General features: G+C 67.8%; 18 protein-coding genes. 11 read left to right on the forward strand and 7 right to left on the reverse strand.

Annotated elements, in window-relative coordinates; all coding sequences use genetic code 11:
* The first annotated feature begins 18 nt into the window (after positions 1 to 18).
* The 6 genes from uraD (at position 19) to MLP_RS10720 (ending at position 4744) form a co-directional block, all read left to right on the forward strand.
* Positions 19 to 540, forward strand: coding sequence for a 2-oxo-4-hydroxy-4-carboxy-5-ureidoimidazoline decarboxylase (gene uraD, locus MLP_RS10695; RefSeq protein ID WP_231851449.1), 522 nt, complete (start codon positions 19 to 21; stop codon positions 538 to 540).
* The gene (uraH, locus tag MLP_RS10700; RefSeq protein ID WP_013863099.1) at positions 537 to 875 is read left to right on the forward strand and encodes a hydroxyisourate hydrolase; all 339 of its coding nucleotides are present in this window, start codon (positions 537 to 539) and stop codon (positions 873 to 875) included. Before uraD ends, uraH begins: the two co-directional genes overlap by 4 nt.
* A 4-nt stretch (positions 876 to 879) precedes the next feature.
* Positions 880 to 1797, forward strand: a complete 918-nt coding sequence (gene pucL / locus MLP_RS10705; RefSeq protein ID WP_013863100.1) for a factor-independent urate hydroxylase — start codon at positions 880 to 882, stop codon at positions 1795 to 1797.
* An 89-nt stretch (positions 1798 to 1886) separates the two neighbouring features.
* On the forward strand, positions 1887 to 3416 hold the full coding sequence (locus MLP_RS10710; RefSeq protein ID WP_013863101.1) for a nucleobase:cation symporter-2 family protein: 1530 nt from the start codon (positions 1887 to 1889) through the stop codon (positions 3414 to 3416).
* Between the two features lie 86 nt (positions 3417 to 3502).
* Entirely contained in the window at positions 3503 to 4501 is a 999-nt protein-coding gene (locus MLP_RS10715) for an SPFH domain-containing protein (RefSeq protein WP_013863102.1), read from the forward strand.
* A 15-nt stretch (positions 4502 to 4516) separates the two neighbouring features.
* Positions 4517 to 4744: a hypothetical protein gene (locus MLP_RS10720; protein ID WP_013863103.1), complete on the forward strand. Its 228-nt coding sequence runs from the start codon at positions 4517 to 4519 to the stop codon at positions 4742 to 4744.
* A gap of 25 nt (positions 4745 to 4769) precedes the next feature.
* Here the strand turns inward: MLP_RS10720 and MLP_RS10725 are convergent, their stop codons facing one another.
* From MLP_RS10725 to glpK, 4 genes are all read right to left on the reverse strand, one after another.
* Entirely contained in the window at positions 4770 to 5657 is an 888-nt protein-coding gene (locus tag MLP_RS10725) for a CHAD domain-containing protein (protein WP_049804522.1), read from the reverse strand.
* A 5-nt stretch (positions 5658 to 5662) separates the two neighbouring features.
* Complete coding sequence (locus MLP_RS10730; protein ID WP_013863105.1) at positions 5663 to 7384, reverse strand: AMP-binding protein; 1722 nt, start codon at positions 7382 to 7384, stop codon at positions 5663 to 5665.
* 51 nt (positions 7385 to 7435) lie between these two features.
* Complete coding sequence (gene glpX, locus MLP_RS10735; protein ID WP_013863106.1) at positions 7436 to 8428, reverse strand: class II fructose-bisphosphatase; 993 nt, start codon at positions 8426 to 8428, stop codon at positions 7436 to 7438.
* A 64-nt stretch (positions 8429 to 8492) separates the two neighbouring features.
* Positions 8493 to 10001, reverse strand: coding sequence for a glycerol kinase GlpK (gene glpK / locus MLP_RS10740; RefSeq protein ID WP_013863107.1), 1509 nt, complete (start codon positions 9999 to 10001; stop codon positions 8493 to 8495).
* 408 nt (positions 10002 to 10409) lie between these two features.
* On the opposite strand from glpK, the gene MLP_RS10745 reads away from it, so the two are divergent.
* The 3 genes from MLP_RS10745 to MLP_RS10755 all read left to right on the forward strand — a co-directional run bounded on the left by MLP_RS10745 (position 10410) and on the right by MLP_RS10755 (position 14816).
* Positions 10410 to 13049: a GNAT family N-acetyltransferase gene (locus MLP_RS10745; RefSeq protein WP_013863109.1), complete on the forward strand. Its 2640-nt coding sequence runs from the start codon at positions 10410 to 10412 to the stop codon at positions 13047 to 13049.
* 79 nt (positions 13050 to 13128) lie between these two features.
* Positions 13129 to 13704 (forward strand): DUF5998 family protein, encoded by a 576-nt coding sequence (locus MLP_RS10750; RefSeq protein ID WP_013863110.1) that lies wholly within the window; start codon positions 13129 to 13131, stop codon positions 13702 to 13704.
* Positions 13701 to 14816: an alkaline phosphatase family protein gene (locus MLP_RS10755; protein ID WP_013863111.1), complete on the forward strand. Its 1116-nt coding sequence runs from the start codon at positions 13701 to 13703 to the stop codon at positions 14814 to 14816. Before MLP_RS10750 ends, MLP_RS10755 begins: the two co-directional genes overlap by 4 nt.
* Before the next feature lie 44 nt (positions 14817 to 14860).
* Here the strand turns inward: MLP_RS10755 and MLP_RS10760 are convergent, their stop codons facing one another.
* Positions 14861 to 15394 carry a flavodoxin domain-containing protein gene (locus MLP_RS10760; protein WP_013863112.1) on the reverse strand — a complete coding sequence of 178 codons (534 nt, stop codon included), beginning with the start codon at positions 15392 to 15394 and terminating at the stop codon, positions 14861 to 14863.
* A gap of 199 nt (positions 15395 to 15593) precedes the next feature.
* Here MLP_RS10760 and MLP_RS10765 point away from each other — a divergent pair, with 199 nt between their 5' ends.
* Positions 15594 to 16454 carry a sulfurtransferase gene (locus tag MLP_RS10765; protein WP_013863113.1) on the forward strand — a complete coding sequence of 287 codons (861 nt, stop codon included), beginning with the start codon at positions 15594 to 15596 and terminating at the stop codon, positions 16452 to 16454.
* An 87-nt stretch (positions 16455 to 16541) separates the two neighbouring features.
* Here the strand turns inward: MLP_RS10765 and MLP_RS10770 are convergent, their stop codons facing one another.
* Positions 16542 to 17948, reverse strand: coding sequence for an HNH endonuclease signature motif containing protein (locus MLP_RS10770; protein ID WP_013863114.1), 1407 nt, complete (start codon positions 17946 to 17948; stop codon positions 16542 to 16544).
* A gap of 324 nt (positions 17949 to 18272) precedes the next feature.
* On the opposite strand from MLP_RS10770, the gene MLP_RS27955 reads away from it, so the two are divergent.
* Complete coding sequence (locus MLP_RS27955; RefSeq protein ID WP_013863115.1) at positions 18273 to 18443, forward strand: hypothetical protein; 171 nt, start codon at positions 18273 to 18275, stop codon at positions 18441 to 18443.
* Positions 18444 to 18455: 12 nt separating this feature from the next.
* Here the strand turns inward: MLP_RS27955 and MLP_RS10775 are convergent, their stop codons facing one another.
* Positions 18456 to 21809, reverse strand: coding sequence for a Swt1 family HEPN domain-containing protein (locus tag MLP_RS10775; protein ID WP_013863116.1), 3354 nt, complete (start codon positions 21807 to 21809; stop codon positions 18456 to 18458).
* Position 21810 lies beyond the last annotated feature (1 nt).

Consider the following 21810-nt stretch of genomic DNA (forward strand, 5'->3'; position numbering starts at 1 on the left):
AGAGAAGCGGGCGGACCGGTGAGTGAGGATCTTGTGACCATTGACGAGTTCAATCGACTCGATCCGGCCGGGGCCGCCGACGTGCTGGCGGCCTGTGCTGCGATCGAAGGCTGGATCGCCGAGCTGGTGAGCCGGCGGCCCTTCCCGTCGCGGCAGGCCCTGCTGGATGCGGCGAGCAAGGCCGCCGAAGACTGGCCGCGCAGTGCAGTGGATGTCGCGCTCGCCCACCATCCTCGGATCGCCGAGCGTCCGGACGCCACTCGGCTCGGCCCCGCCAACGCGGCGCACTCGACGCGGGAGCAGGCGGGTCTGGCCGGCATCGACAGTGTGACGCAGACCGCGATCCTCGCTGGGAACGCGGCGTACGAGGAGCGCTTCGGTCGGGTGTTCCTGATCCGGGCGGCGGGTCGCTCACCGGAGCAGATCCTCGCTGAACTCACCCGCCGGCTGGCGCACGACGATGCCACGGAGGACGCGATCGTGGCCCGCGAGCTCGCCGAGATCGCGCTGCTGCGGCTCGGTCAGGCGGTGGCGGCATGACCAGCCAGATCACCAGTCATGTGCTGGACGGCAGCCTCGGACGACCCGCCGCCGGCGTGGTCGTGCAGCTGCTCGACGCCGATCAGGCGCTGGTTGCCGAAGGCGCCACTGATGCAGACGGGCGGATCGCCTCGCTGGGGCCGGAGGTACTGCCCACCGGGACGTACCACGTGGTGTTCGACACCGGTGCCTACTTCGCCGGTCGCGGGGTCGACACCTTCTATCCCAGCGTCACGATCACCATCGCCGTCGCTTCCGCCGGCGCGCCTGCCCCGCACTATCACGTGCCACTGCTGCTTTCCCCATTCGCCTATTCCACCTATCGAGGGAGTTAACACGATGTCCGACGTCACCGTCAGTTTGGGCGCCAACAAGTACGGCAAGGCCGAATGCCGCCTGGTCAAGATCACCCGTGACACAGCGCGACATGAGATCGAGGATCTCAACGTCACCAGCCAATTGCGTGGCGCCCGGCTCGTTGATTCCTATCTGACCGGGGACAATTCGCTGGTTGTCGCCACCGACACCCAGAAGAACACGGTCTACGCCTTCGCGCGGGAGCACGGTGTCGGCTCTCCTGAAGAGCTCTTGCTGAGGCTCGGCGACCATTTCGTCTCGTCCTTCGACTGGATCGAGGGAGGTCTGTGGCAGGCCGAGCAGTACAGCTGGGACCGCATCCTGCTGGATGGTCTCGAACACGACCACTCTTTTGTCCGCAAAGGTCAGGCCACGCGGCTCGCCACCGTGCAGAAGGTGGACGGGGAAACCCATGTCACGGCCGGTCTCAAGGACCTGGTGGTGCTCAAGTCCACCGGTAGCGAGTTTCGCGGGTTTCCCCGCGACCGCTACACCACTTTGATCGAGACCGACGACCGCATCCTGGCCACCTCGGTCACCGGTCGTTGGCGCTATCTGCCCGAGGCCGTCGAGGCCGGAATTGATTTCAACGCGCTCTATGCCGGAGTCAGCGAGGTCTTCCTTGCCACCTTCGCAAGCGTTCACTCCCTGGCGCTGCAGCAAACCCAGTGGGAGATGGGCAAGGCTGCCATCGAGGCTTTCCCAGAGATCGCCGAAGTGAAGTTCGCGATGCCCAACAAGCACCATTTCCTGGTGGACCTGGCTCCCTATGGGCTGGAGAACCCGAACGAAGTGTTCTATGCCGCCGACCGCCCGTACGGCCTGATCGAGGGAACGATCGTGCGCGACGGCGTCGCCGCTGCACCGCAGGCCTGGACCGACGTCCCCACTTTTGTCTGAGCGAGACCCGGCGGCCGGCTGCCGGAACTGATCCCGGCTGGACAGCTGGCCGATCCTTCGACCCATCCATCACGAGGAGGCTCCCCACCATGATCGACTCCCAAGAACCAACCACGACCGCACCTGACCCACCGGACCTACCGGTTGGCAGCCGACCCGAGGACGAGCGCCTCGGCATCGGTCCCACCATCGGCTACGGCGTCCAGCACATCCTCGCCATGTTCGGCGGCGTGATTGCCGTTCCGCTGATCGTCGGAGGTGCGGCCGGGCTGGACAGCGCCGAGAAGGCTCTGCTGGTTGCCTGCGGCCTGTTCGTCAGCGGCGCGTCGACGCTGCTCCAGACGCTGGGTCTGCCGTTCTTCGGTGCTCAGTTGCCGCTGGTTCAGGGCACCTCGTTCGCTGCGGTCTCGACCATGCTGGCCATCATCGGCGACCGCGGCGGGGCCGGGCTGCAGTCGGCGTATGGCGCCATCATCGTCGCAGCGGCGATCGGGTTTGTGATCACACCATTCTTCGCCCGGATCGTGAAGTTCTTCCCGGCCGTGGTCACCGGCTCGATCATCACCGTGATCGGGCTGTCACTGATGCCGGTCGCCGCAGGCTGGATCACCGGCCAACCCACCATGGTCGTGGACGGCGAGTCTGTGCCGAACCCGAACTTCGCCTCGCTGTCCAGTGTCGGCCTGGCCTTGTTCACCTTTGCCGTCGTGATCGTGCTCAGCAAGATCGAGGTGCTGTCTCGGATGGCGGTGCTGCTGGGCCTGGCGATCGGCACCGTGGTGGCGTTGCTCACCGGTCAGGCGAGCCTCGCCCCGGTTGGCTCGGCATCGGTGATCGCGCTGCCCCAGCCGTTCGCCTTCGGCATGCCGACCTTCGCGATCGGGGCCATCATCTCCATGTTCATCGTGATCTTGGTGATCATGGTGGAGACCACCGCCGACCTGCTGGCGGTCGGTGAGGTCGTCGGCTCCAAGGTGGACTCGCGTCGGGTTGGCAACGGTCTGCGGGCGGACATGGCCTCCTCGGCGATCGCGCCGGTCTTCAACTCCTTCCCGGCCACGGCCTTCGCGCAGAACGTCGGCCTGGTGGCACTCTCCGGCATCAAGAGCCGGTTCGCGGTGGCGGCCGGTGGGGTGCTGTTGGTGATTCTGGGTCTCTCGCCGAAGGCCGCGGCGCTGTTCAGCGTGATCCCCGGGCCGGTGCTCGGCGGTGCGGGCATCGTGCTCTTCGGGACAGTCGCGGCCTCCGGGGTTCGCACTTTGTCCAAGGTGCCCTACCAGGGCAACAACAACCTGGTGATCGTGGCGGCGTCGGTCGCCTTCGGGCTCATCCCGGTCGTCGCGCCGAGCTTCTGGCACAGCTTCCCGGAGTGGTTCGTCACCATCTTCCATTCCGGCATCAGCTCCTGCGCGATCATGGCGGTGCTGCTGAACCTGTTCTTCAACGTGTTGCTTCCCGGTGTGCCGGACGAACCGTCAGATCTGGCCGCAGCACCCCCACGGCGGGTGCAGGAGGCCGAGGCTGACGTGCTGTCCAGCGGCGGTGAACTCGGGCCGGACTCCTATGAGCCCGACACCACCACGGAGGGCACTCGGGCGAAGCAGCCCGCGAGGGAGTAACCCGGCACGCAATCTCTGGCGGTTGCCCTTCAAATGTGATATCACTATGACATCTCATAGTGAGACTCTCTCGGAAGGAGACGACGATGACCAGTTCCCCCGCTCCCGAACCGGCCGGCGTGCTGAGCGCGCCGACGGCGGCCGATCAAGCACCGCACGAGCCGGCGGGCGCACCGGTCGGCCATGCCGGGACCCGGGTCGTCGTCAGCGAACACGCGTGCTGGAGCCTCAGCGGCTGGATCGCCGTCGCCGGTCTGGCCGTCCTGCTCGGCGTCACCGGCAAGCTGATCGTCGACTTCTTCCGCCTGGCCGTGGACGACGACGTGCCGCCGCTGCTGCTGTTGAGCATCGCCGGGCTCCTGGTCGTGGGCATCCTGCTGGCCAGCACCCTGGTCGTGGTGCAGCCGGGCACCACCCGGGTCGTGCAGTTCTTCGGTCGCTACCTGGGCACGATCCGCCGTACGGGGTTGTCGATGACCGTGCCGCTGTGCACGAAGACACAGGTCTCGGTGCGGGTCAACAACTTCGAGACCGCCCGGCTCAAGGTCAACGACGCCGACGGGAACCCGGTCGATGTGGCCGCGATCGTGGTCTGGCAGGTGGCCGATACGGCGAAAGCCCACTATGCGGTGGAGGACTATCGCGCCTTCAACCAGGTGCAGGCCGAAGCGGCGCTCCGGCACGTCGCCGGCGGCCACCCGTACGACGACACCAGCGGGGCCGGCACCTCGCTGCGCGGCTCGACCGATGTGGTGGCCGACGAACTGGCTCGGGAGGTGGCCGCCCGGGTCTCGGTTGCCGGTTTGGAGATCGTCGAGGTACGCATCTCGCACCTGGCCTACGCGCAGGAGATCGCCCAGGCGATGCTGCAGCGGCAGCAGGCCAACGCCGTGGTCGCCGCCCGGGAGCGGATCGTCGAGGGTGCGGTCGGCATGGTCGAGATGGCTCTCGGCCGGCTCTCCGAACGCGAGATCGTCGAGCTGGACGACGAACGGCGTGCCGCGATGGTGTCCAACCTGCTGGTCGTGTTGTGTGGGGAGTCGCGTGCGACACCCGTGGTCAACACCGGCTCGCTCTACAACTGATCGGAGCCGCCCCTTATGGCCACCACGGCTGGGTCGGGTCGAGAGCGCAAATCCGTGCTGCTCCGACTCGATCCAGCCGTCTACGATGCGCTGGCCCGATGGGCCGGCGATGACCTGCGCAGCGTCAACGGACAGCTCGAGTGGTTGCTTCGGCAGTCGCTGAGCAAGGCCGGACGGATGCCCAGCGGTGTCAAGGCGCCTCGGCGCCCAGGCCGGCCCAGAGCCGACGAACCGGCCAGCTGACCTGGCGGTCGGCCGTTTCCCGGGGTCAGCTCAGGAACGGTCGCAGCTGTTCGCTGATCATCGCCTGTCGGGATACTTCCCGGCCGTACAGCACCCCATAGCTGAACCCGTTGTGACCCGAGCGGATCCCCAGCCGGACCCCTTCGGAACGCAGGAACGCCGCCGCCACGATGCTGTCCTGGTGCTCGCCGAGAATGTCCTGGAGCTCCTTGCGGCCGGCGATGATCTCGTCGGCTTTCTCGCCCAGCACCGGGGCGGCCAGCTCGACGGCATAACGGGCCCGCTTGCCGGCTTTGCGGGCCGAGTGCAGGGCGACGTCAGCTTCGGGGTCGTCGGCGAGATGGGCCTCGATGGCCCGGTCCAGGCGTTTGGTCAGCAACTTGCCGGCACGCTTGACGAAGGTCTTGACCTTCGTCGCCGGCGCCTTGGCCTTCTCGGTGAACGGTGGATCGCTGCGCCACCGGTCCAGCTCCGCGGCCAGCCGGCGATAGCGGTCGGTGTCCAACGCCTCGACCACTGCGTCCCAGGCAGCCGACTGCTGGGTCGCCAGCTCCTGCTCGAGGTCGGCGACCACCGGTCCGACGACCAGGTCCGGCGGCAGCTCAGCCAGGTCGGCGAGCAGCCGATCGGTCAGCACCTCCAGATCGCGGACTGCCCCGAGCAGACCCGCGAACCAGACCACCTCTTCGTTCAGTGCCGCGGCGCGGTCGGTGTCGACCACCTCGGGGTAGGTACGCAGGGTGCTCCGCAGCCGTCGACACGCCACCCGGGTGTCGTGGATGACCGGCCCACGGTCGCGCAGGGCGGGCTCCGCGCCGAGGATCACGTCGATCTGCTCGGTCAGGTAGGCACGGACGAGATCGCCCAGCGTCTTGTCGGTCTTGGTCTTCTTGGTGCTCTTCTTCTTGCTCATCGGGGTCACAGCTCGAAGTCGCTGAGCCGGAACTCGCCGGCCGGTCGCTCGCCGGGACCGGACCGGGATTCCTCGGCCCGTCGCAGCTCGACCCTCCGGATCTTTCCACTGATGGTCTTGGGCAACTCGCTGAACTCCAATCTGCGGATCCGTTTGTACGGCGCCAGGTGCTCCCGGCAGTAGGCCAGGATCGACTTCGCCGTCTCCGCGTCCGGTGCGTAGCCGGCCGCAAGGATCACGTACGCCTTCGGCACCGCGAGTCGCACCGGATCCGGAGCCGGCACCACCGCGGCCTCGGCGACAGCAGGATGCTCGATCAGCACCGACTCCAGCTCGAAGGGACTGATCCGATAATCGCTGGCCTTGAACACGTCGTCAGCGCGGCCGACGAACGTCAGATAGCCGTCGGCATCCCTGCGGACCACGTCCCCCGTGTGGTAGACGCCGCCTTCGAAAGCCGTCGCATTGAGCGCGTCGTCGGGGACTCCGGCCCGCTCGGCATAGCCGAGCATCAGGGGAGTCGGTCGAGGGTCCAGCGTCAGGCAGAGCTCGCCCTCGTCGGGCCGCTCCTCACCGGTCGCCGGATCGATGAGCACGACCTGGTAGCCGGGCAGCGGTCGACCCATGGAACCGCTGCGCACCTCGGCACCTGGCGGGTTGCCGACCTGCGCGGTGGTCTCGGTCTGTCCGTACCCGTCGCGGATGGTCAGCCCCCAGGCCGTCCTGACCTGGTCGATCACTTCGGGGTTCAGCGGCTCGCCGGCCGAGAGCACCTCCCGCAGCGAGTGCGTCGCCGCGGCCAGGTCGGTCTGCACCAGCATTCGCCAGACCGTCGGCGGGGCACAGAAGGTGGTCACGCCGGTCCGCTCCAGCACGGCCAGCAGCTCCTGCGGATCGAAGCGCGCGTAGTTGAAGACCAGCACCGTGGCCCCGGCCAGCCAGGGGGTGAAGACATTGCTCCAGGCGTGCTTGGCCCAGCCGGGGGAGGAGATGTTGAGATGGATGTCGCCCGGCTGCAGCCCCATCCAGTACATCGTCGACAGATGCCCGATCGGATAGCTCACCTGAGTGTGCTGGACCAGCTTCGGCAGCGCGGTGGTGCCCGAGGTGAAATAGAGCAGGGTCAGGTCGTTGGCCCTGCTGCAGCCAGGCAGATGCATGCCGGCACCGAGATACTGGTACGCCCGCCGGTAGTCGATCCAGTCCTCAGGCGTCGGCTCCTCGTCCGTGACGCCGATCGCGAGCTTGCCCAGCGGCAGGCTCAGATGGGCGAACCGCTCAGCCTCCGCCCCGGCGGCCACCAGTAGCTTTGCCTCACCGCGCTCGACCCGGTCGGCCAGATCCGCCGCGGAGAGCTGCGGGGTGGCCGGGATGATCACCGCGCCTAGGCGAATCGCGGCCAGCATCAGCTCCCACAACGGCACGCAGTTGCCCAACACCATCAGCAGCCGGTCGCCGCGCCTGAGCCCCAGCTCGGCCAGCAGATGGGCCGCGGCAGCGGATCGGGCGGCCAACTCGGCGAAGGTCAGTTTGGTCTCGTCCGGGCCGTCGATCACCCACAGCGCGATACCGTCCGGGTTCTCCTCGGCCAGGCCGTCGAACCAGTCGGTGGCGAAGTTGTAGATCGGGAGCTCGGGCCAGCTGAAACCGGCGTACGCGATCTCGTAGTTGTCGCGATGCTGGAGCAGGAAGTCGCGAGCTGCACGGACGTGAGGATTGAACGCCATCGTCGAGACCTCCAAGCTGTCATGGTCGGGCCACTTGGAACCCTACTGCGATCAGTGATTGACCAGAAATGACCGCTCCGGATCGTGCCGTCCCTCGATCAGCCGCACGGTGCCGGACCGAGAGCGCATCGACAGCGAATGGGTGATGATCCGACGCGCCTCGAACCTGACCCCCTTCAGCAGCGCGCCGTCGGTCACGCCGGTGGCCGCGAAGAACACGTTGTCGCCGGCGACCAGATCCTCCGTGGTGAGCACCCGGTCCAGATCGAAACCGGCGTCCAGGATGGCTCGCTTCTCCGTCTCGTCGCGGGCGATCAGCCGTCCGACCAGCTCACCGCCCAGACACTTCAGTGCGCACGCGCCGAGCACGCCCTCCGGGGTGCCGCCGATGCCGACCAGCATGTCGACGCCGGTGCCGGGAGTGACCGCCATGATCGCGCCCGCGACATCGCCGTCCAGCAGGAACCGGATCCGAGCGCCGGCCTGCCGGATCTCGGCCACGAGCTGCTCGTGGCGCGGCCGGTCCAGCACGGCGACGGTCAGCTCGGAGACCGATCGGTCAGTGGTCTTGGCGATCCGGGCGAGGGTGTCGGCGAGCGGGGCGTCGAGATCGACCTGATCGGCGACATAACCCGGCACCACGAGCTTCTGCATATAGACCGCGGGACCGGGGGAGAACATGGTGCCGCGGGGGGAGACACCGAGCACGCTGACCGCGTCCGGCAGGCTCTTGGCGGTCAGCGTCGTGCCGTCCACGGGGTCGACCGCGATGTCCCATTCGGGCCCGGAACCGTCGCCCACCCGCTCCCCGTTGAACAGCATCGGGGCCTCGTCCTTCTCGCCCTCGCCGATCACGACGACGCCGTTCATCCGCACCGAGCCGAGCACCGGTCGCATGGCGTCGACGGCGGCACCGTCGACGGCGTTCTTGTCACCGAAGCCCATCAGCCGCGAACAGTTGATGGCGGCCGCCTCAGTGGCCCGGACCAGCTCCAGCGCCAGGTTGCGGTCGGGATCGGGTGTCACACGGGTGACCTCGCTCATGGGGTTCCTCTCTCGTCGAACGGGCTTGTCGGTCGGTCTATCGGGCGCGGATGAACGGGTGGTGTCAGTGCTCGACCCAGCCGAGGGTGCGGTCCACGGCCTTGTGCCAGGCGGTGACGCCAGCCGTACGCGTGTCGTCGTCGATGGTGGGCCGCCAGCGCCGGCCCTCCTGCCAGTTGGTCCGGAAGTCGTCGGGGGTCTCCCACACCCCGACGGCCAGCCCGGCGGCATAGGCCGCGCCGAGCGCCGTGGTCTCGGGCACGACCGGGCAGATCACGTCGAGTCCCAGGATGTCGGCTTGGAACTGCATGGTCTGGTTGCTCTTGGTCACCCCGCCGTCGACCTTGAGCGAGGTCATGGTGACTCCGGCATCGGCCTCCATCGCCTTGACCACGTCGTAGCTCTGATAGCAGATGGCCTCCAGCGTCGCCTTGGCCAGATGGGCGGCGGTATGGAAGCGGGCCATGCCGACGATGACTCCGCGCGCATCCGGTCGCCAATAGGGAGCGAACAGCCCGGAGAACGCCGGCACGAAATAGAGCCCGTCGGTGTCCGGCACCGTGCTCGCCAGCCGATCGGCGTCGTCGGCGCTGGTCACGATGCCGAGCTGATCGCGCAGCCACTGGATCGCCGAGCCGGTGACCGCGATCGAGCCTTCCAGCGCATAGCGGGCCGGTTGGTCGCCGAACTGATAGCAGACGGTGCTGAGCAGGCCGTTGGCGGAGCGGACGATCTCGGTGCCGGTGTTCATCAGCAGGAAGTTGCCGGTGCCGTAGGTGTTCTTCACCTCGCCCTTCTCCAGGCAGACCTGGCCGACCATGGCGGCATGCTGATCGCCGAGCACGCCGCCGATCGGCACCTCACCGCCGAACGCGGCCTTGGTGGTGCCGAACGCCTCAGCATGGGAGGACGGCACGATCTGCGGCAGCAGTTGGGCCGGGATGTCGAACAGCTCGAGCAGATCCGGATCCCAGGCCAGGTCGGTGAGGTTCATCAGCATGGTGCGGCTGGCATTGGTGACGTCGGTCAGATGCCGGCCGCCGTCGACACCGCCGGTGAGCTGCCACAGCAGCCAGGTGTCGATGGTGCCGAACAGTGCGTCGCCGGCCTCGGCCGCCTCCCGCAGTCCCTCGACCTCGCTCAGCAGCCAGGCAAGCTTGCCGCCGGCGAAATAGGTCGCCGGCGGGATCCCCGCCCGGTCCCGGATGAGATCACCTCGTCCGGACCGTTCGAGCTCGGCGACCAGCGACGCGGTCCGGGTGTCCTGCCAGACGATGGCGTTGTGATAAGGCTGGCCGGTCCGGCGATCCCAGACCACGGTGGTCTCCCGTTGGTTGGTGATGCCGACCGAGGCGAGGTCGCTCGCGGACACCCCGGCCGCTGCCATCGCATGCTCGACCACCGTCTCGGTGCGCTGCCAGATCTGCAGCGGGTCGTGCTCGACCCAGCCGGCCCGCGGCAGGATCTGGTCATGCTCGAGCTGGTGGGAGTCGACGGCGTTGCCGCCCCGGTCGAAGAGGATGCAGCGTGTGCTGGTCGTGCCCTGGTCGATCGCCGCGACGAGATCTGCCATAACCGAAGCCTTGCACAGCCCGCTGACACTCCTGGCAGTACGGTCATCGCTCGCTGTTCGGCTGCGCTCCCAAGACTCCGTCTTCCTCCCTCCCTCGCACGACGAAGAACGTGTCTTGCTCGTCCGGTCGTCCAGACGGAGCCGTCGCTCCGCCTCGCGGCCGCTCGCAACGGGGTCGTCGACTCGCTGTTCGGCTGCGCTCCACAGACTCCGTCTTCCTCCCTCCCTCGCACGACGAAGAACATGTCTTGCTCGTCCGGTCGTCCAGACGGAGCCGTCGCTCCGCCTCGCGGCCGCTCGCAACGGGGTCGTCGCTCGCTGTTCGGCTGCGCTCGCAACGGGGGCGGCGCGCAGGGACCGATCTGGAGGAGGCCGAGACGACATTGCACGAACCCGTAGTCTGACCCCGTGCCCGATTCAGCCGAGTATCCGCCCGGTTACCCGACGGAGTGGGAGGCCGATGTCCTGCTGGCCGATGGCGGTGTGGCGAGGCTGCGGCCGATCCGGCCCGACGACGCCAGACTCCTGGTGGAGTTCTATGACCGGGTGTCCCCGGAGTCGAAGTTCCTCCGGTTCTTCGCCCCCTACCCCAGGCTGTCCCGCCGTGATGTCATCCGGTTCACCAACGTGGACTACATCGACCGGGTCGCCTTGATCATCACCCTTGGGACGAAGATGATCGCCGTCGGCCGCTACGACCGGGTCGAGGACGACGAGGCCGAGGTCGCGTTCCTGGTCGAGGACGCCCATCAGGGTCGCGGCATCGCCCAACTGCTGCTGGAGCATCTGGCCGACGCCGCCCGTGAGCGTGGGATCACCAAGTTCGTCGCCGAGGTGTTGCCGCAGAACCGACGGATGGCTCAGGTCTTCGTCGACGCCGGCTATCGCGTCCACAAGGGCATCGAGGACGGCGTGGTGCTGGTGGAGTTCCCGATCCTGCCGACCAACACCTCGGTCGGGGTGATGGAACGGCGGGAGCATCGGGCGGAGAGCCGGTCGATCCGGCGGTTGCTCACGCCGGACCGGATGGTGCTGCTCGGCCCCGGTGCCCGGGTGCAGGAGCTGGTCATCGCCGGGGTCCGCGCCGGATTCCGCGGCGAGGTGATCGCGGTCAGCACCGATCAGGTCGAGGTGTCCGGGGTGCCTTGCGCCGACTCGATCGCAGCGATCGAGGGCAGCATCGACCTGGCCGTGGTGTCGGTCCCGACCGATGAGCTCGGCGGCGTCGTGATCGATGCGGCACACAAGGGCGCGCACGGCCTGGTGGTGCTCACCGGCACCGGAGACGGTGAGGACAACCGGACCGTCGTCAACCTCGCCCGGGCCTACGGCGTACGGGCGGTCGGTCCGGATGCCCTGGGGCTGGTCAACACCGACTCCGAGGTCGGTCTGAACGCCACGCCGGCTCCGATGCCGCGGGCCGGTGTGGTCGGCATGTTCTGCCAGTCCGCCGCGATCGGTGTCTCGCTGCTGAAGTACGCCCGAGACGACGACCTCGGGCTCTCCTCCTTCCTGTCCACCGGCAACTACGCCGACGTGACCGGCAACGACGTGATGCAGTTCTGGGAGGATGACGAGGCCACCCAGGTGTGCCTGCTGGTGCTGGACAGCATCGGCAACCCGCGGAAGTTCTCCCGGATCGTCCGCCGGCTCGCCAGGCGCAAGCCGGTCATCGTGTTCGCCCCCGGGCAGGCGGACCGGGCCAACCACTACGGCGTACGCGGCGGCCTGGTGCATGCCGAGGAGGCCGCCGTGGACGCGCTGTTCCGGCAGAACGGCGTGATCGTCGCGCACCGGCGGCAGGCCATGATCGACATCGCCCGCGTGGTCTCTCGCCAGCCGCTGCCGAAGGGCCCGTGTGTCCAGCTGATCACCAACTCCAGCACGTTGGCGCGGCAGATGGCGGCCACTGCGGCCGCCTCGGGGCTGGTGCTGAAGCCGACACCCGTCGTACTGCCCTCGAACGCCCATGCCACGGTCTTCGAGGCAGCGACGAAGGCAGCCCTCGACGATGACCAATGCGACTCGGTGATCTGCACCGTGGTGTCGCCCTACCCGCGGGCCGATCCGGTCGAGTGGGGACTGGATCGGTTGGCGAGGAACACGCCGAAGCCGCTGCTCTACGTGCCGCTCGACTTCCGTGATCCGCCGCCACTGCGCCACGGACCGGACGGGATGGGTCAACTGGTCGCCTTCACCGAGCCCGGGGACGCGATCCGCGCCTTGGGCCTGGCCACCGAGTACGCCGGCTGGCTGGCCCGCGACCCCGGTGCGGTGCCGCTGTTGGACATCGACGAGGCGGCCGCCAAGCGGCTGGTCAACCGGGTGTTGGCCGGAGATCCCGCCGGTCGGCTGCTGACCCAGGACGAGTCGGCGATCCTGCTGAGGGCCTACGGCATCGAGCTGGTGACCAGGACCGCCGTGCACACCTTCGAGGAGGCGGTGGCCGCAGCCGAGCAGATGGGCTGGGATGTCGTGCTCAAGGCTTCGGCGCCGGAGCTGAGAGCCAGACCCGATCAGGCTGCCGTCTATCGCAATCTCGACGACATCGAAGAGCTGCGACTGGCCTGGCAGGACCTGACAAAGGTCGTCTCGGTGCTCGGGTTCGACCCCGAGCGGGCCATCGCCGCCGCAGCGCCCGTGGTGCAGAAGATGGCCAAGCCGGGCGTCGCGCTGGTGATCCGGTGCCGGGAGGATGCCGCCTTCGGGCCGATCGTCACGCTCGGTCTGGACGGGCTGGCCAGCGAGCTGCTGGGCGACGTGGTGCACCGGGTGCCGCCGTTGACCACGGTCGACGCGGCCGGGATGGTACGCGGGCTGAGGGCCGCGCCGTTGCTGTTCGGTCGTCAGGGTGCGCCCGGCGTCGACGTGGCCGCGGTGGAGGATCTGCTCCAACGAGCAGCCCAGTTGGCCGACGACCTGCCGCAGCTGGCCGCGCTGACGCTGACCCCGTGCGTCGCTTCGCGGTCAGGGGTCGCGGTGCTGGGCGCCTCGATCCGGCTGGCCCCGACCGATGACCACCGCGATCCGATGGCACGGGTTCTGTGAACGGGGGTGCGGTGAAAGCGTGGCTAGGAGCGCGAGCACGACCAGGCAACGTGGTTTCGACATGGCAGGATTTGTGCCCATGAGGCTGGACGCCGTGCGGCGAGATCTGCGGACAGAGATCGAGGCTCAGGGGTATTTCCCGGACTTGGTCGAGGACACCGTCACCTTGGCGCTGGCCGGGGAAGAGCTGGTCGACTTCGTGGTGCACCACGAGCCGACCTTCAGCCATGACCAGATCCATCGCCACGTCACGGTCCTGGCGCTGACGCCGACCCGGTTGATCGTCGGACACACCGACGACCAGCCGGCCGAGCCGCCCAACACGGGCTCGTACGCGGCCTCGTCGACGGAGTCCGTCGCGCTGCACAAGATCGGCACCGTGGTGCTGACCCGGGTGGTCGTCGATCCGGAGCGGTTCCAGGCCGGATCCCGGGTGGAGGAGACCTGGCTGTCGGTGGGTTGGGGTGCGATGCGCCGGATCGATCTGGAACAGGCCGGTTGCGGAGATCCCGACTGTGAGGCCGATCATGGTTACACCGGTTCGATGACCGGTGACGATCTGACGGTGCGGATGAGCGCCGCGGCCGACGGCGTGGAGCGCGTCGCTCGGCTGGTGCGGTTCGCCACGACCCTGCAGCGCGTCACCGCCCGGTGATCATCCCGGCGTACGGGTCGTCAACGCTCGCCGACCTGCTGCCCAGCGTGGCCGCTCGACTGGGCGTTCCCGGCTACGAGACCGATCGCCTCGGACTGCCCGCCGCGGATCGCTATGTCGTAGTGCTGATCGACGGACTCGGTTGGGACCTGCTGCAGGGTGCTGCGGCGCAGACGCCGTACCTCGGCTCGCTGCTGGCGGGCAGCCGCTCGCTGACCGCCGGGGTGCCCAGCACGACGGTGACCAGTCTCGCCTCGCTGGGCACCGGACTGCCGCCGGGACAGCACGGGATGGTGGGCTACACCTCCCGGGTGCCGGCGACCGGGGAGATCTTGAACGCGTTGACCTGGGAATCCGATCTGGTCGCGCAGGACTACCAGCCGAAGGTCACCGAGTTCGAGCGGGCCAGGGCAGCGGGGATCGCGGTGACCTCGGTGGCGCTGGAGCGGTTCGAGTCCACCGGTCTGACTCAGGCAGGGCTTCGTGGGCCGGCGTTCCTGGGCTTTCGTGAGGAGCGAGCCGTCGATGTGCGGGTCGCGTTGACGGTCGAGGCGGCGCTGCGTGGCGAACGGTCGCTGGTCTACGCGTACGAACGGGAGCTGGATCACACGGGACACGTGGACGGCTGCGCCTCGCCGGCCTGGCGGCGGCACCTGGGCAGGGTGGACCGAATGCTGGCCCAGCTGCGCGAGGCGCTGCCGGCTGAGGTCGTGCTGATCGTCACCGGGGACCACGGCATGGTCGACATCCCGCCGTGGCATCAGCTGATCGCCGAGGAACATCCCGATCTGATGGCCGGGGTGGATGCGCTGGCCGGCGAGGGACGGTTCCGACAGGTCTATGTCGATCGCGAGCCGGTGGCCGCGGTGGCCAGGCGTTGGGCCGAGCGGCTGGGCGACAAGGCCTGGGTCCGGACTCGGGATGAGGCGATCGAGGCCGGCTGGTTCGGTTCAGTCGATCCTGAGCTGAGGGAGCGTTGGGGACATGTGCTGGTCGCGATGCGTACCGACTGGGCCGTGATGACCCGCCAGTTCCCACGTGAGCTGTCGCTGATCGGCATGCACGGCTCGCTGACGGCAGCCGAGATGACGGTGCCCCTACTGATCGGCTGACGCTCGTGATCGGCTGACTCGAGCTGATCGACTGAACCTGAGTCTCAGGTCCGGACAGCGATCTTGGAGATGAAGTCCCTGGTGAAGGCGCTGACCGCGTCCCAGTCGGTGTAGACCGCGTCGACACTGGTGTCGGTGCTCAGATTCTTCTCGCGGGCGACCTGCTTCATCAGACCTCGTTTGACCACGCCGTACCGGGTGTAGCGCAGCGCGCCCGCGACGGCGATCGAGGCGTTCGGCTGCCAACCGGTCTGGGCGCAGAACTGCTCGATGTAGCCGGTGGCCCGTGCCGGATCGCCGTACGCGGACAGGCTGACCGAGACGAACGCCGAGGGCAGGCTGCGCAGGGTGGTCAGGTTGGCCTTGACGAAGTTGACCACGTACGAGGCGTGGGAGTTCATGTGGATCGAGGCGCCCACCAGCACCGCATCCACGCCGTCGAGAGCGACGTCGGCGGGATCTTTGAGATCGACGACGCGGGCGACATGGCCGAGTTCGCGAATCCCTGCGGCGACGTACTCCGCCACCTCAGCGGTCTGACCGTCAGTCGTCCCATAGCAGATGCAGATGGTGGCCAAGGTGCGATCCTCCGTGGTGCAGGTCTGTTGTCGCAGGTGTTGCGGCCTTGTGGTCGCTCTCATCCTCGCTCACGGAGGGGCAGATTTCCGAGAGCCGAAGGTCCCGGGTCGCAAGGAGTGTCGGGCTTCAGCAGAATAGGCCCGTGAATTGTCAGGATGCGCCGGTGAGTTGTCAGAACGCGATGGTCAGGACGGGACTGTGAACGGCCCGTTGATCTCGGCCGCCGAGCTGGCCGCGGAGCTGGCGGCCGGGTCCCAGGTGGTGCTGGCCGACGTGCGCTGGGCCCTCACCGGTCCGTCGGGGCGCCCCGACTACGAGGCAGGGCATCTGCCGGGGGCGCGCTGGGTGGACCTGGAGTCGGAACTGACAACTCATGGCCCGACCGGGGGCCGGCATCCGTTGCCCGATCCGGAGGTGTTCCAGGCCGCCATGCGACGGTTGGGTGTCTCGGCGTCGACGCCGGTGATCGCCTACGACGGGGCGACGTCTCTGGCTGCCTCTCGGCTGTGGTGGCTGCTGACCGATGCCGGTCACCAGGATGTCCGCGTGCTGGATGGCGGGTTCGCCGCCTGGGAGGCCGCCGGATCGCCGATCGAAACCGGTCCTGGACCTGGTCCGGCTGACGGGGATTTCGTCGGCCGGCCGGGGCAGCGAGCGGCGGTGAACGCGGCTGGGGTGCTTGCGCTGCTCGATGAGGGGAGCGGTTCGCCCCGTTCCTCCTCGACCGACATCACCCGGGTCGATGTCCGCGCCGCCGATCGGTATGCCGGCGAGAACGAGACGATGGACCCGATCGCCGGCCACATTCCCGGTGCGTTGAGCCGGCCTTCGACCGAGAACCTGACGGCTTCTGGCCAGTTCAAGCCGCCCGCCGAGATCACTGAGCGGTTCGCCGACATCGACGGCGAACCGGTCTTCTACTGCGGGTCCGGGATCACTGCGGCACACACCCTGCTGGCCTTGGAATCGGCCGGCCGCACCGGCGCGATCTATCCGGGTTCCTGGAGCGACTGGATCACCGACCCTGACCGGCCTCGCACCACCGGTCCCTCAGCTTGACGAGGATCGACAAGCCGCGGTCACGTCAGTCTTTCCCGAACCAGAACTCAGTTGCCGGGCGATGGTGCCCAAGACCCCTCGCGCCGGTCAGGGTGGTTGGGGTGGTCGGCTTCGGTAGTGGTGTCCGGTGGGGGTGGTGATCTCGACGGTGTGGGTGTCGGTGTCGATGGTCTGGACGGTCCAGCCGGGCAGTTCGCGGATGTAGTTGCCGCGTTCACACACCCCACGCCCGTTCTCGGCGGTGGCGGCACCGCCATCAGCGTGCCGGTGGATGTGGTCGAGATGCCGGATCGGCGCCCCACAGAACGGATCCCTGCAGATCTTGTCGCGGCCGCGGATCAGATGGGCGAGCCAACTACTGAACTGGCGGCGCCGTTTGTCCGCATCGACGATCAGGTGGCCACCATCACCGGTGGGGCGGGTGAACAACCGGCGCCACCAACAGCGGGCCTCCGCATCTTTGATCAACTGGCGGATCAGGTCGGCGGGCAGTAGGTCCTGGCCGATGATCTCCGCCGGCCGTGGATCGTTCGGGTCGAGCAGGGTGCCCAGGGGCATGATCACCCCGACCTCGAAGCCGGTGTCCTCCGCCTTCTCCTGCCCGGTCAACCGGGCGACCAGCGTGTCGGCCATGATCTGACCCCTGGATCGCGTGTCACCAGCGGCTTTCGCGGTCTTCGCGGCCGCGTCCAACGCGGCGTAGCAGGCCACCCCTTGCTCCACCGGCAACAATCCGGTGAGCAGACTCATCGTGTCCGGCGCCGGCCGCAACGTCACCCGCCGGTCTTTCCGCGCCTTCCGGGCCCGCTCCGTGGCGGCGACCGGATCCGCCTGGTAAGCCAATCGTTTCGCTGTGGTTTCGGCCTGCCGGGCACCCATCGACCCCAGGTCCTTGCCCGCCAGTTCGGCATCCAACCGGGACCGGGTGGCCCGATCCAGATGCGAGAGCTGGCCGACGATCAACCGGGTGGTCCAACCACCGATCTCCCCGGTCGCGAGCAGATCCAGCAGGTGGGGCATGTCCAGCACCAGATCCCGGGCGACATGCAACCGGCGGGACCCCTCGGACGGCGACACTTTGCAGGCCAACGCGATTTGGTCGGCGATCCCGCTGCCGATCTTGCCCGGATGCACCCCGAGACGCATCTGCTCAGCCGACTGGGACTGCGCGAAGGCGACCATCTCCACGGCTTTGACGGCTTCCAGGCTGGCCTGCAGGCGTTCACACACCGCGATCCGATCAATCCGGGCGGCATCCCCGACCAGACCGGCATCGACACCACGGACCGACACGAGAGAGTGCAGCCAGTCCAACGTCTCATCCAACCGAACCGTCACATCGTCAGCCGCGGCAGCCGCCGGCGCATCGTCGGTAGCAGCATCCGCGGCGGCAGCAGCGTGGGGCGCGGCAGCATCGGGCAGGTCGATCTCCTCGCCTGCCTCCATCACCGCTGCCGTACTCATACCCGAAACGGTAGAGGAGACCACTGACACTTTCGGCTCTACGTTCGACTGAACGAGTCTCCCGATCTGAGAATTCGCTAAGAGGTTCGAGTGCTCGCGAGCGATTAGGGAGGCGCAGCGCGGCTCTGGCTGGATCGTGAGGAGCGCCTACAGGCTCCCGGACCGGTCGTCGCTCCACAGGCGCAGCGCGCAGCGGCTTACCGAGTCCGGCCTCAATCCTCCCTGACTCCGATTGAGCCGAGCTCCAGGGCCCGGGTGTTCTCCGACACCGGTTCACGTGCAGCCCGCGGCGATCGCGCGCCCCGGGGCTAAGATCCTCGATATTCTTTGCGGGTCGGCCGAAGTTGAGGTCTGGTGGACGTGCCGTCGGCGGAGCTGGCGGCGTTGCTCGAGGACGCAGCGAACTCGCTCGGCTGGCAAGATCCTGATGCCGTCTTCCGTGAGGTACTCGGACGGATCGGGTTGCTTCGCTTGAATTCTGAGGCACGTCGGGTGCTGATGAATGCCTTGCGGGCCACCGAGTAGCCGTCCCGAGACTCAGTCCTCCTCGAACCCCGACTGATCGAACTTCAAGGTCCGGGCGTTCTCCGACACCGTACGGATCTTGCCTTCCTGAAAGCCCGACGTATCCGTCGCCTCGATCTCGATCCGCACCGTGAGTGTGGTCCCGACGTCGGCCCGGAGATGGGCGATGACCTCCTCGGCGATGTTTCTGAAGTCCAAGGCGATCCGCTCCGGATTGAGGGTCTTGACGCCGTAGAAGCGGGTCTTGGCCTTCGGATACACGATGTCGGGTCGGTGATCTGGACGCACGGTCGCGCCACCACCCGCGTCCGGATCACCCTCAGCAGGCGTGGTGGGTGACTTCGGCACCTCGGCATCGCGTTGCTGGAGCGCTGCATCGGGACGGACGATCAGCAATGAGTCGGTGGCTGGTGGCGCGGCCCCGCGGTCGTCCGGTGTCCATAGCCCGCTGTAGCGATCGGCTGCCTCGTCGTAGCCAGTGGCGAGGGCAAACGCGTCGGTCTGCCAGATCATCGGCAGGTCGGTGATGCCTTCGTTGAGGACCTGCCGGTCTCGCAGCCGGGGCATGTACGGGTACTGACAATAGAGCCCCCACAGGCTGCCCAGCGAGACATGGCCGCGTTGCCAGATCTGCGGCACCCGGTTGATCGCCAGTCGAATGGTGGCGGCGGCCTGCCGCGTGGACAAATCGCCGTCGTTGCCGAGTCTGCGGGAGACCCGCTCGGCCAGCGCCTCCGACTGGCCTTCCACCTTGGCCTCCCTGATCACGAACGGTGCACCGGGATCGGGCTGCGTCGGCACCAGCGCCCAGATGAAGGTCTGCAACAATCGCGCGCTGACGGTTTGATCAGCCTGTGCTTGTCGTTGTGCTGCCTGGTTCCGCTGGTTCTGGGTGAGATCGAGGTCGGCCTCGCTGTCGAGGACGTGCTTCCAACCCAGATAGTCACGGGTTGCGCTGTCCAGTTCGGCCAGCCGGGTCTCGTCGGCAGCGAGGTAGACGACCATGTTCCGGTTGGTCCGGTTGGCGTTGCCGCGATGTTCCGTGGCGTGGCGGGCGAAGTCCTTGGCTGCCGATTCTGTACTGCGCCGATGGGCCACCTTGGGATGCAGGATCACCAGCCGTGCCTCGTCGGTGTCCGGAATATCGGCGGCGGTCTCCGGGCAGACGTGGACGCCGGCGAAATCACCACGGGTACGCGCCTGCCCCTGGAGCCGGCGGGCGATCTCAGCCCACACCTCCTCCACGTGCAACCGCTCGGCCTGGTCCTTGGCGGTCCGGGTGATGTTCGGCTGGACGTCATACCAGTACTTCCCCGAACCGGAATAGAAGTACGTGGCCCGATCGCCGAGCTGGGTCAACGCGGCGTGGAAGTTGCCGGGCACGTCGCCCGGGATGGCCGTGCCGAGGAACACACGCTGGGTGCCGATGCCCTTGTGGATCGACCCCGGCGCAACCGTCGGAGCGGCACCGAAGAACACCGTACGCGCGAGGCGCTTGGTCAGCGCTCGCTGGCCGAACAGCGGCTTGGCTGTGTCGATCCGGGCCGGCTCCGAGTTGGCCCCATCGACGTCGGCATCGATGATCGCCTTCCACGAATCCTGCAGATACTGCGTCAGCTCGGCATTCACATTGGCGGTCGCCAGCGGGATGGAGCCGGGCATGATCAGCGGCGAGGCGTCCTCCCCGGTCCAGAGCGCATGGATCACCGTGCTCATCAGGCGCAGCACGCCGCGCGTTCGCTGGAACCGCTCGAGGGAGGACCATTCCTCGTACAAGGTGTCGAACAGTTCCGGGTGGATCGGGTAGGTCCGCTTGATGCGGTCCTCGTACGCCGGGTCGCGCGCCTCCCGCGGGAAGTCGTCGGTGTACTTGCGATAGAGCTCGACGTACGCCCGCGCGGTCGCTCCGATAGCGGCTAGGGCCGCGGCGTCGGGCTGCGTGAAGAGTCGCTGTTTGACAATGTGGTAGGCCTCGTCCGAGGAGGCCGGACGCCATTGGTCGGCTACCCGCCGGACCACGTTCTGGAGCCGCTTCAGCGCCTCGAGCCCGTGCGTGCCGCCGACCTCCTCGGCGTTCCCGGTCACGATCTGGGTGTCGTCGCCGGTCTCCGACGCCGGGATGGAGATCGCCAGCAGGACGCCCGAGGTCCCTTTCACCGCCTCGGTCAGTGCCTGGGCGAAGGTGAACTGGTCGTCGAAGGTGCCGCCCGCCAGGTCGTCACGCCCGACCAGCGATCGGGCGTACGCCACCCACTCGTCGATCAGGATCACCGCGGGCGAATGGAGGACGAGCAGGTCGTGCAGCGCCTCGCCCGGGTGCGTGCGGTCGCGATCGGCCCTGGCGACGATCTCGTAGCCGTCGGCTCCGCCGAGCTGCCAGGCGAGCTCACCCCAGATCGTGTTGACCCGGGTCCCGTCCTCCTTGACGATCCCCGCCGGGCTCAAATGGTTGCCGACGATCGCGACCCGGTTGACCTTGCGAGGCAGGTAGCCGCTCGCGCTCAGCAGTTCCTGGGTGTCCTGGGGGAAGTCGCCGATCGGCAGCCCGACCGCCAGATGCCACAGCGACAGCATGGAGTGGGTCTTGCCGCCGCCGAAGTTGGTCTGCAGATTGATGACCGGCGAGGCGTTGTCGTCGCCGGACAACCGCCGGACCGCGCGGCCGATGAGGTCGCGCAGCCCTTCGGTGAGGTAGGTCCGCCGGAAGAACTCGACCGGGTCGGCGTAGTCGGCATCTGCCTCACCTCCGGTGGCCACCTTGTAGAGGTCGGCCGCGAACTCGGAGGCGTGGAAGTTGCCGGTGGCCACGTCGTGATGCGGCGGCAGCACTTCCCGCCACGGCCGGAGACCCGCGGCTTCGGGGTTGGCGACCGCGGCCTTGAGGACCTTCTTGTCGTCCTTGTCCGCGGTGACCCGACGGAGGTTGAGACGGACGCTCTTGACCTGGTCGGCCTCGTTGCCGGCACCGATCAAACGGAGCATTCGCTCGCCGGTGTCGAGTGCGCGGTAGGCATCGTCATCGGTGAAGGTGCCGTTGTGGGCCCAGGTGTTGCGTACCTCTCGCAACTCGCTGGCGAAGGTCTCGCCGACCCGACCGAGCGAGGAGTTGAACGGATACCAGCCCGGCTGATAGCTGCCGGTGATCTTGCCCTCGGTCAAAATGCGCAACTGAACCTGCGGATCGAGCGGATCGTAGGTCTTGTTGACCGAGGCGCCGTTCTTGACATCCCTGGCCTGGACCAGCTTGACCCAGTCCGCCCCGAGAGCCGGATTGGCCTGCCCGATCACCGACGAGATGAAGTCGTCGAGCGCCGGTGCCATCACCTGGAACATCCGCTCGATCCGATCGCGGTTGCTGAGTGCCATG

The sequence above is a fragment of the Microlunatus phosphovorus NM-1 genome (assembly GCF_000270245.1).
GTDB lineage: Bacteria > Actinomycetota > Actinomycetes > Propionibacteriales > Propionibacteriaceae > Microlunatus > Microlunatus phosphovorus.

Excerpts from the sequence above, each read along its gene's own strand:
- glpK (WP_013863107.1), bottom strand. The coding sequence starts at position 10,001 with ATGGCAGATCTCGTCGCGGCGATCGACCAGGGCACGACCAGCACACGC.
- MLP_RS10775 (WP_013863116.1), bottom strand. The coding sequence starts at position 21,809 with ATGGCACTCAGCAACCGCGATCGGATCGAGCGGATGTTCCAGGTGATG.
- MLP_RS10710 (WP_013863101.1), top strand. The coding sequence starts at position 1,887 with ATGATCGACTCCCAAGAACCAACCACGACCGCACCTGACCCACCGGAC.
- glpX (WP_013863106.1), bottom strand. The coding sequence starts at position 8,428 with ATGAGCGAGGTCACCCGTGTGACACCCGATCCCGACCGCAACCTGGCG.
- MLP_RS10715 (WP_013863102.1), top strand. The coding sequence starts at position 3,503 with ATGACCAGTTCCCCCGCTCCCGAACCGGCCGGCGTGCTGAGCGCGCCG.
- MLP_RS10720 (WP_013863103.1), top strand. The coding sequence starts at position 4,517 with ATGGCCACCACGGCTGGGTCGGGTCGAGAGCGCAAATCCGTGCTGCTC.
- uraH (WP_013863099.1), top strand. The coding sequence starts at position 537 with ATGACCAGCCAGATCACCAGTCATGTGCTGGACGGCAGCCTCGGACGA.
- pucL (WP_013863100.1), top strand. The coding sequence starts at position 880 with ATGTCCGACGTCACCGTCAGTTTGGGCGCCAACAAGTACGGCAAGGCC.
- MLP_RS10750 (WP_013863110.1), top strand. The coding sequence starts at position 13,129 with ATGAGGCTGGACGCCGTGCGGCGAGATCTGCGGACAGAGATCGAGGCT.
- MLP_RS10725 (WP_049804522.1), bottom strand. The coding sequence starts at position 5,657 with ATGAGCAAGAAGAAGAGCACCAAGAAGACCAAGACCGACAAGACGCTG.
- MLP_RS10730 (WP_013863105.1), bottom strand. The coding sequence starts at position 7,384 with ATGGCGTTCAATCCTCACGTCCGTGCAGCTCGCGACTTCCTGCTCCAG.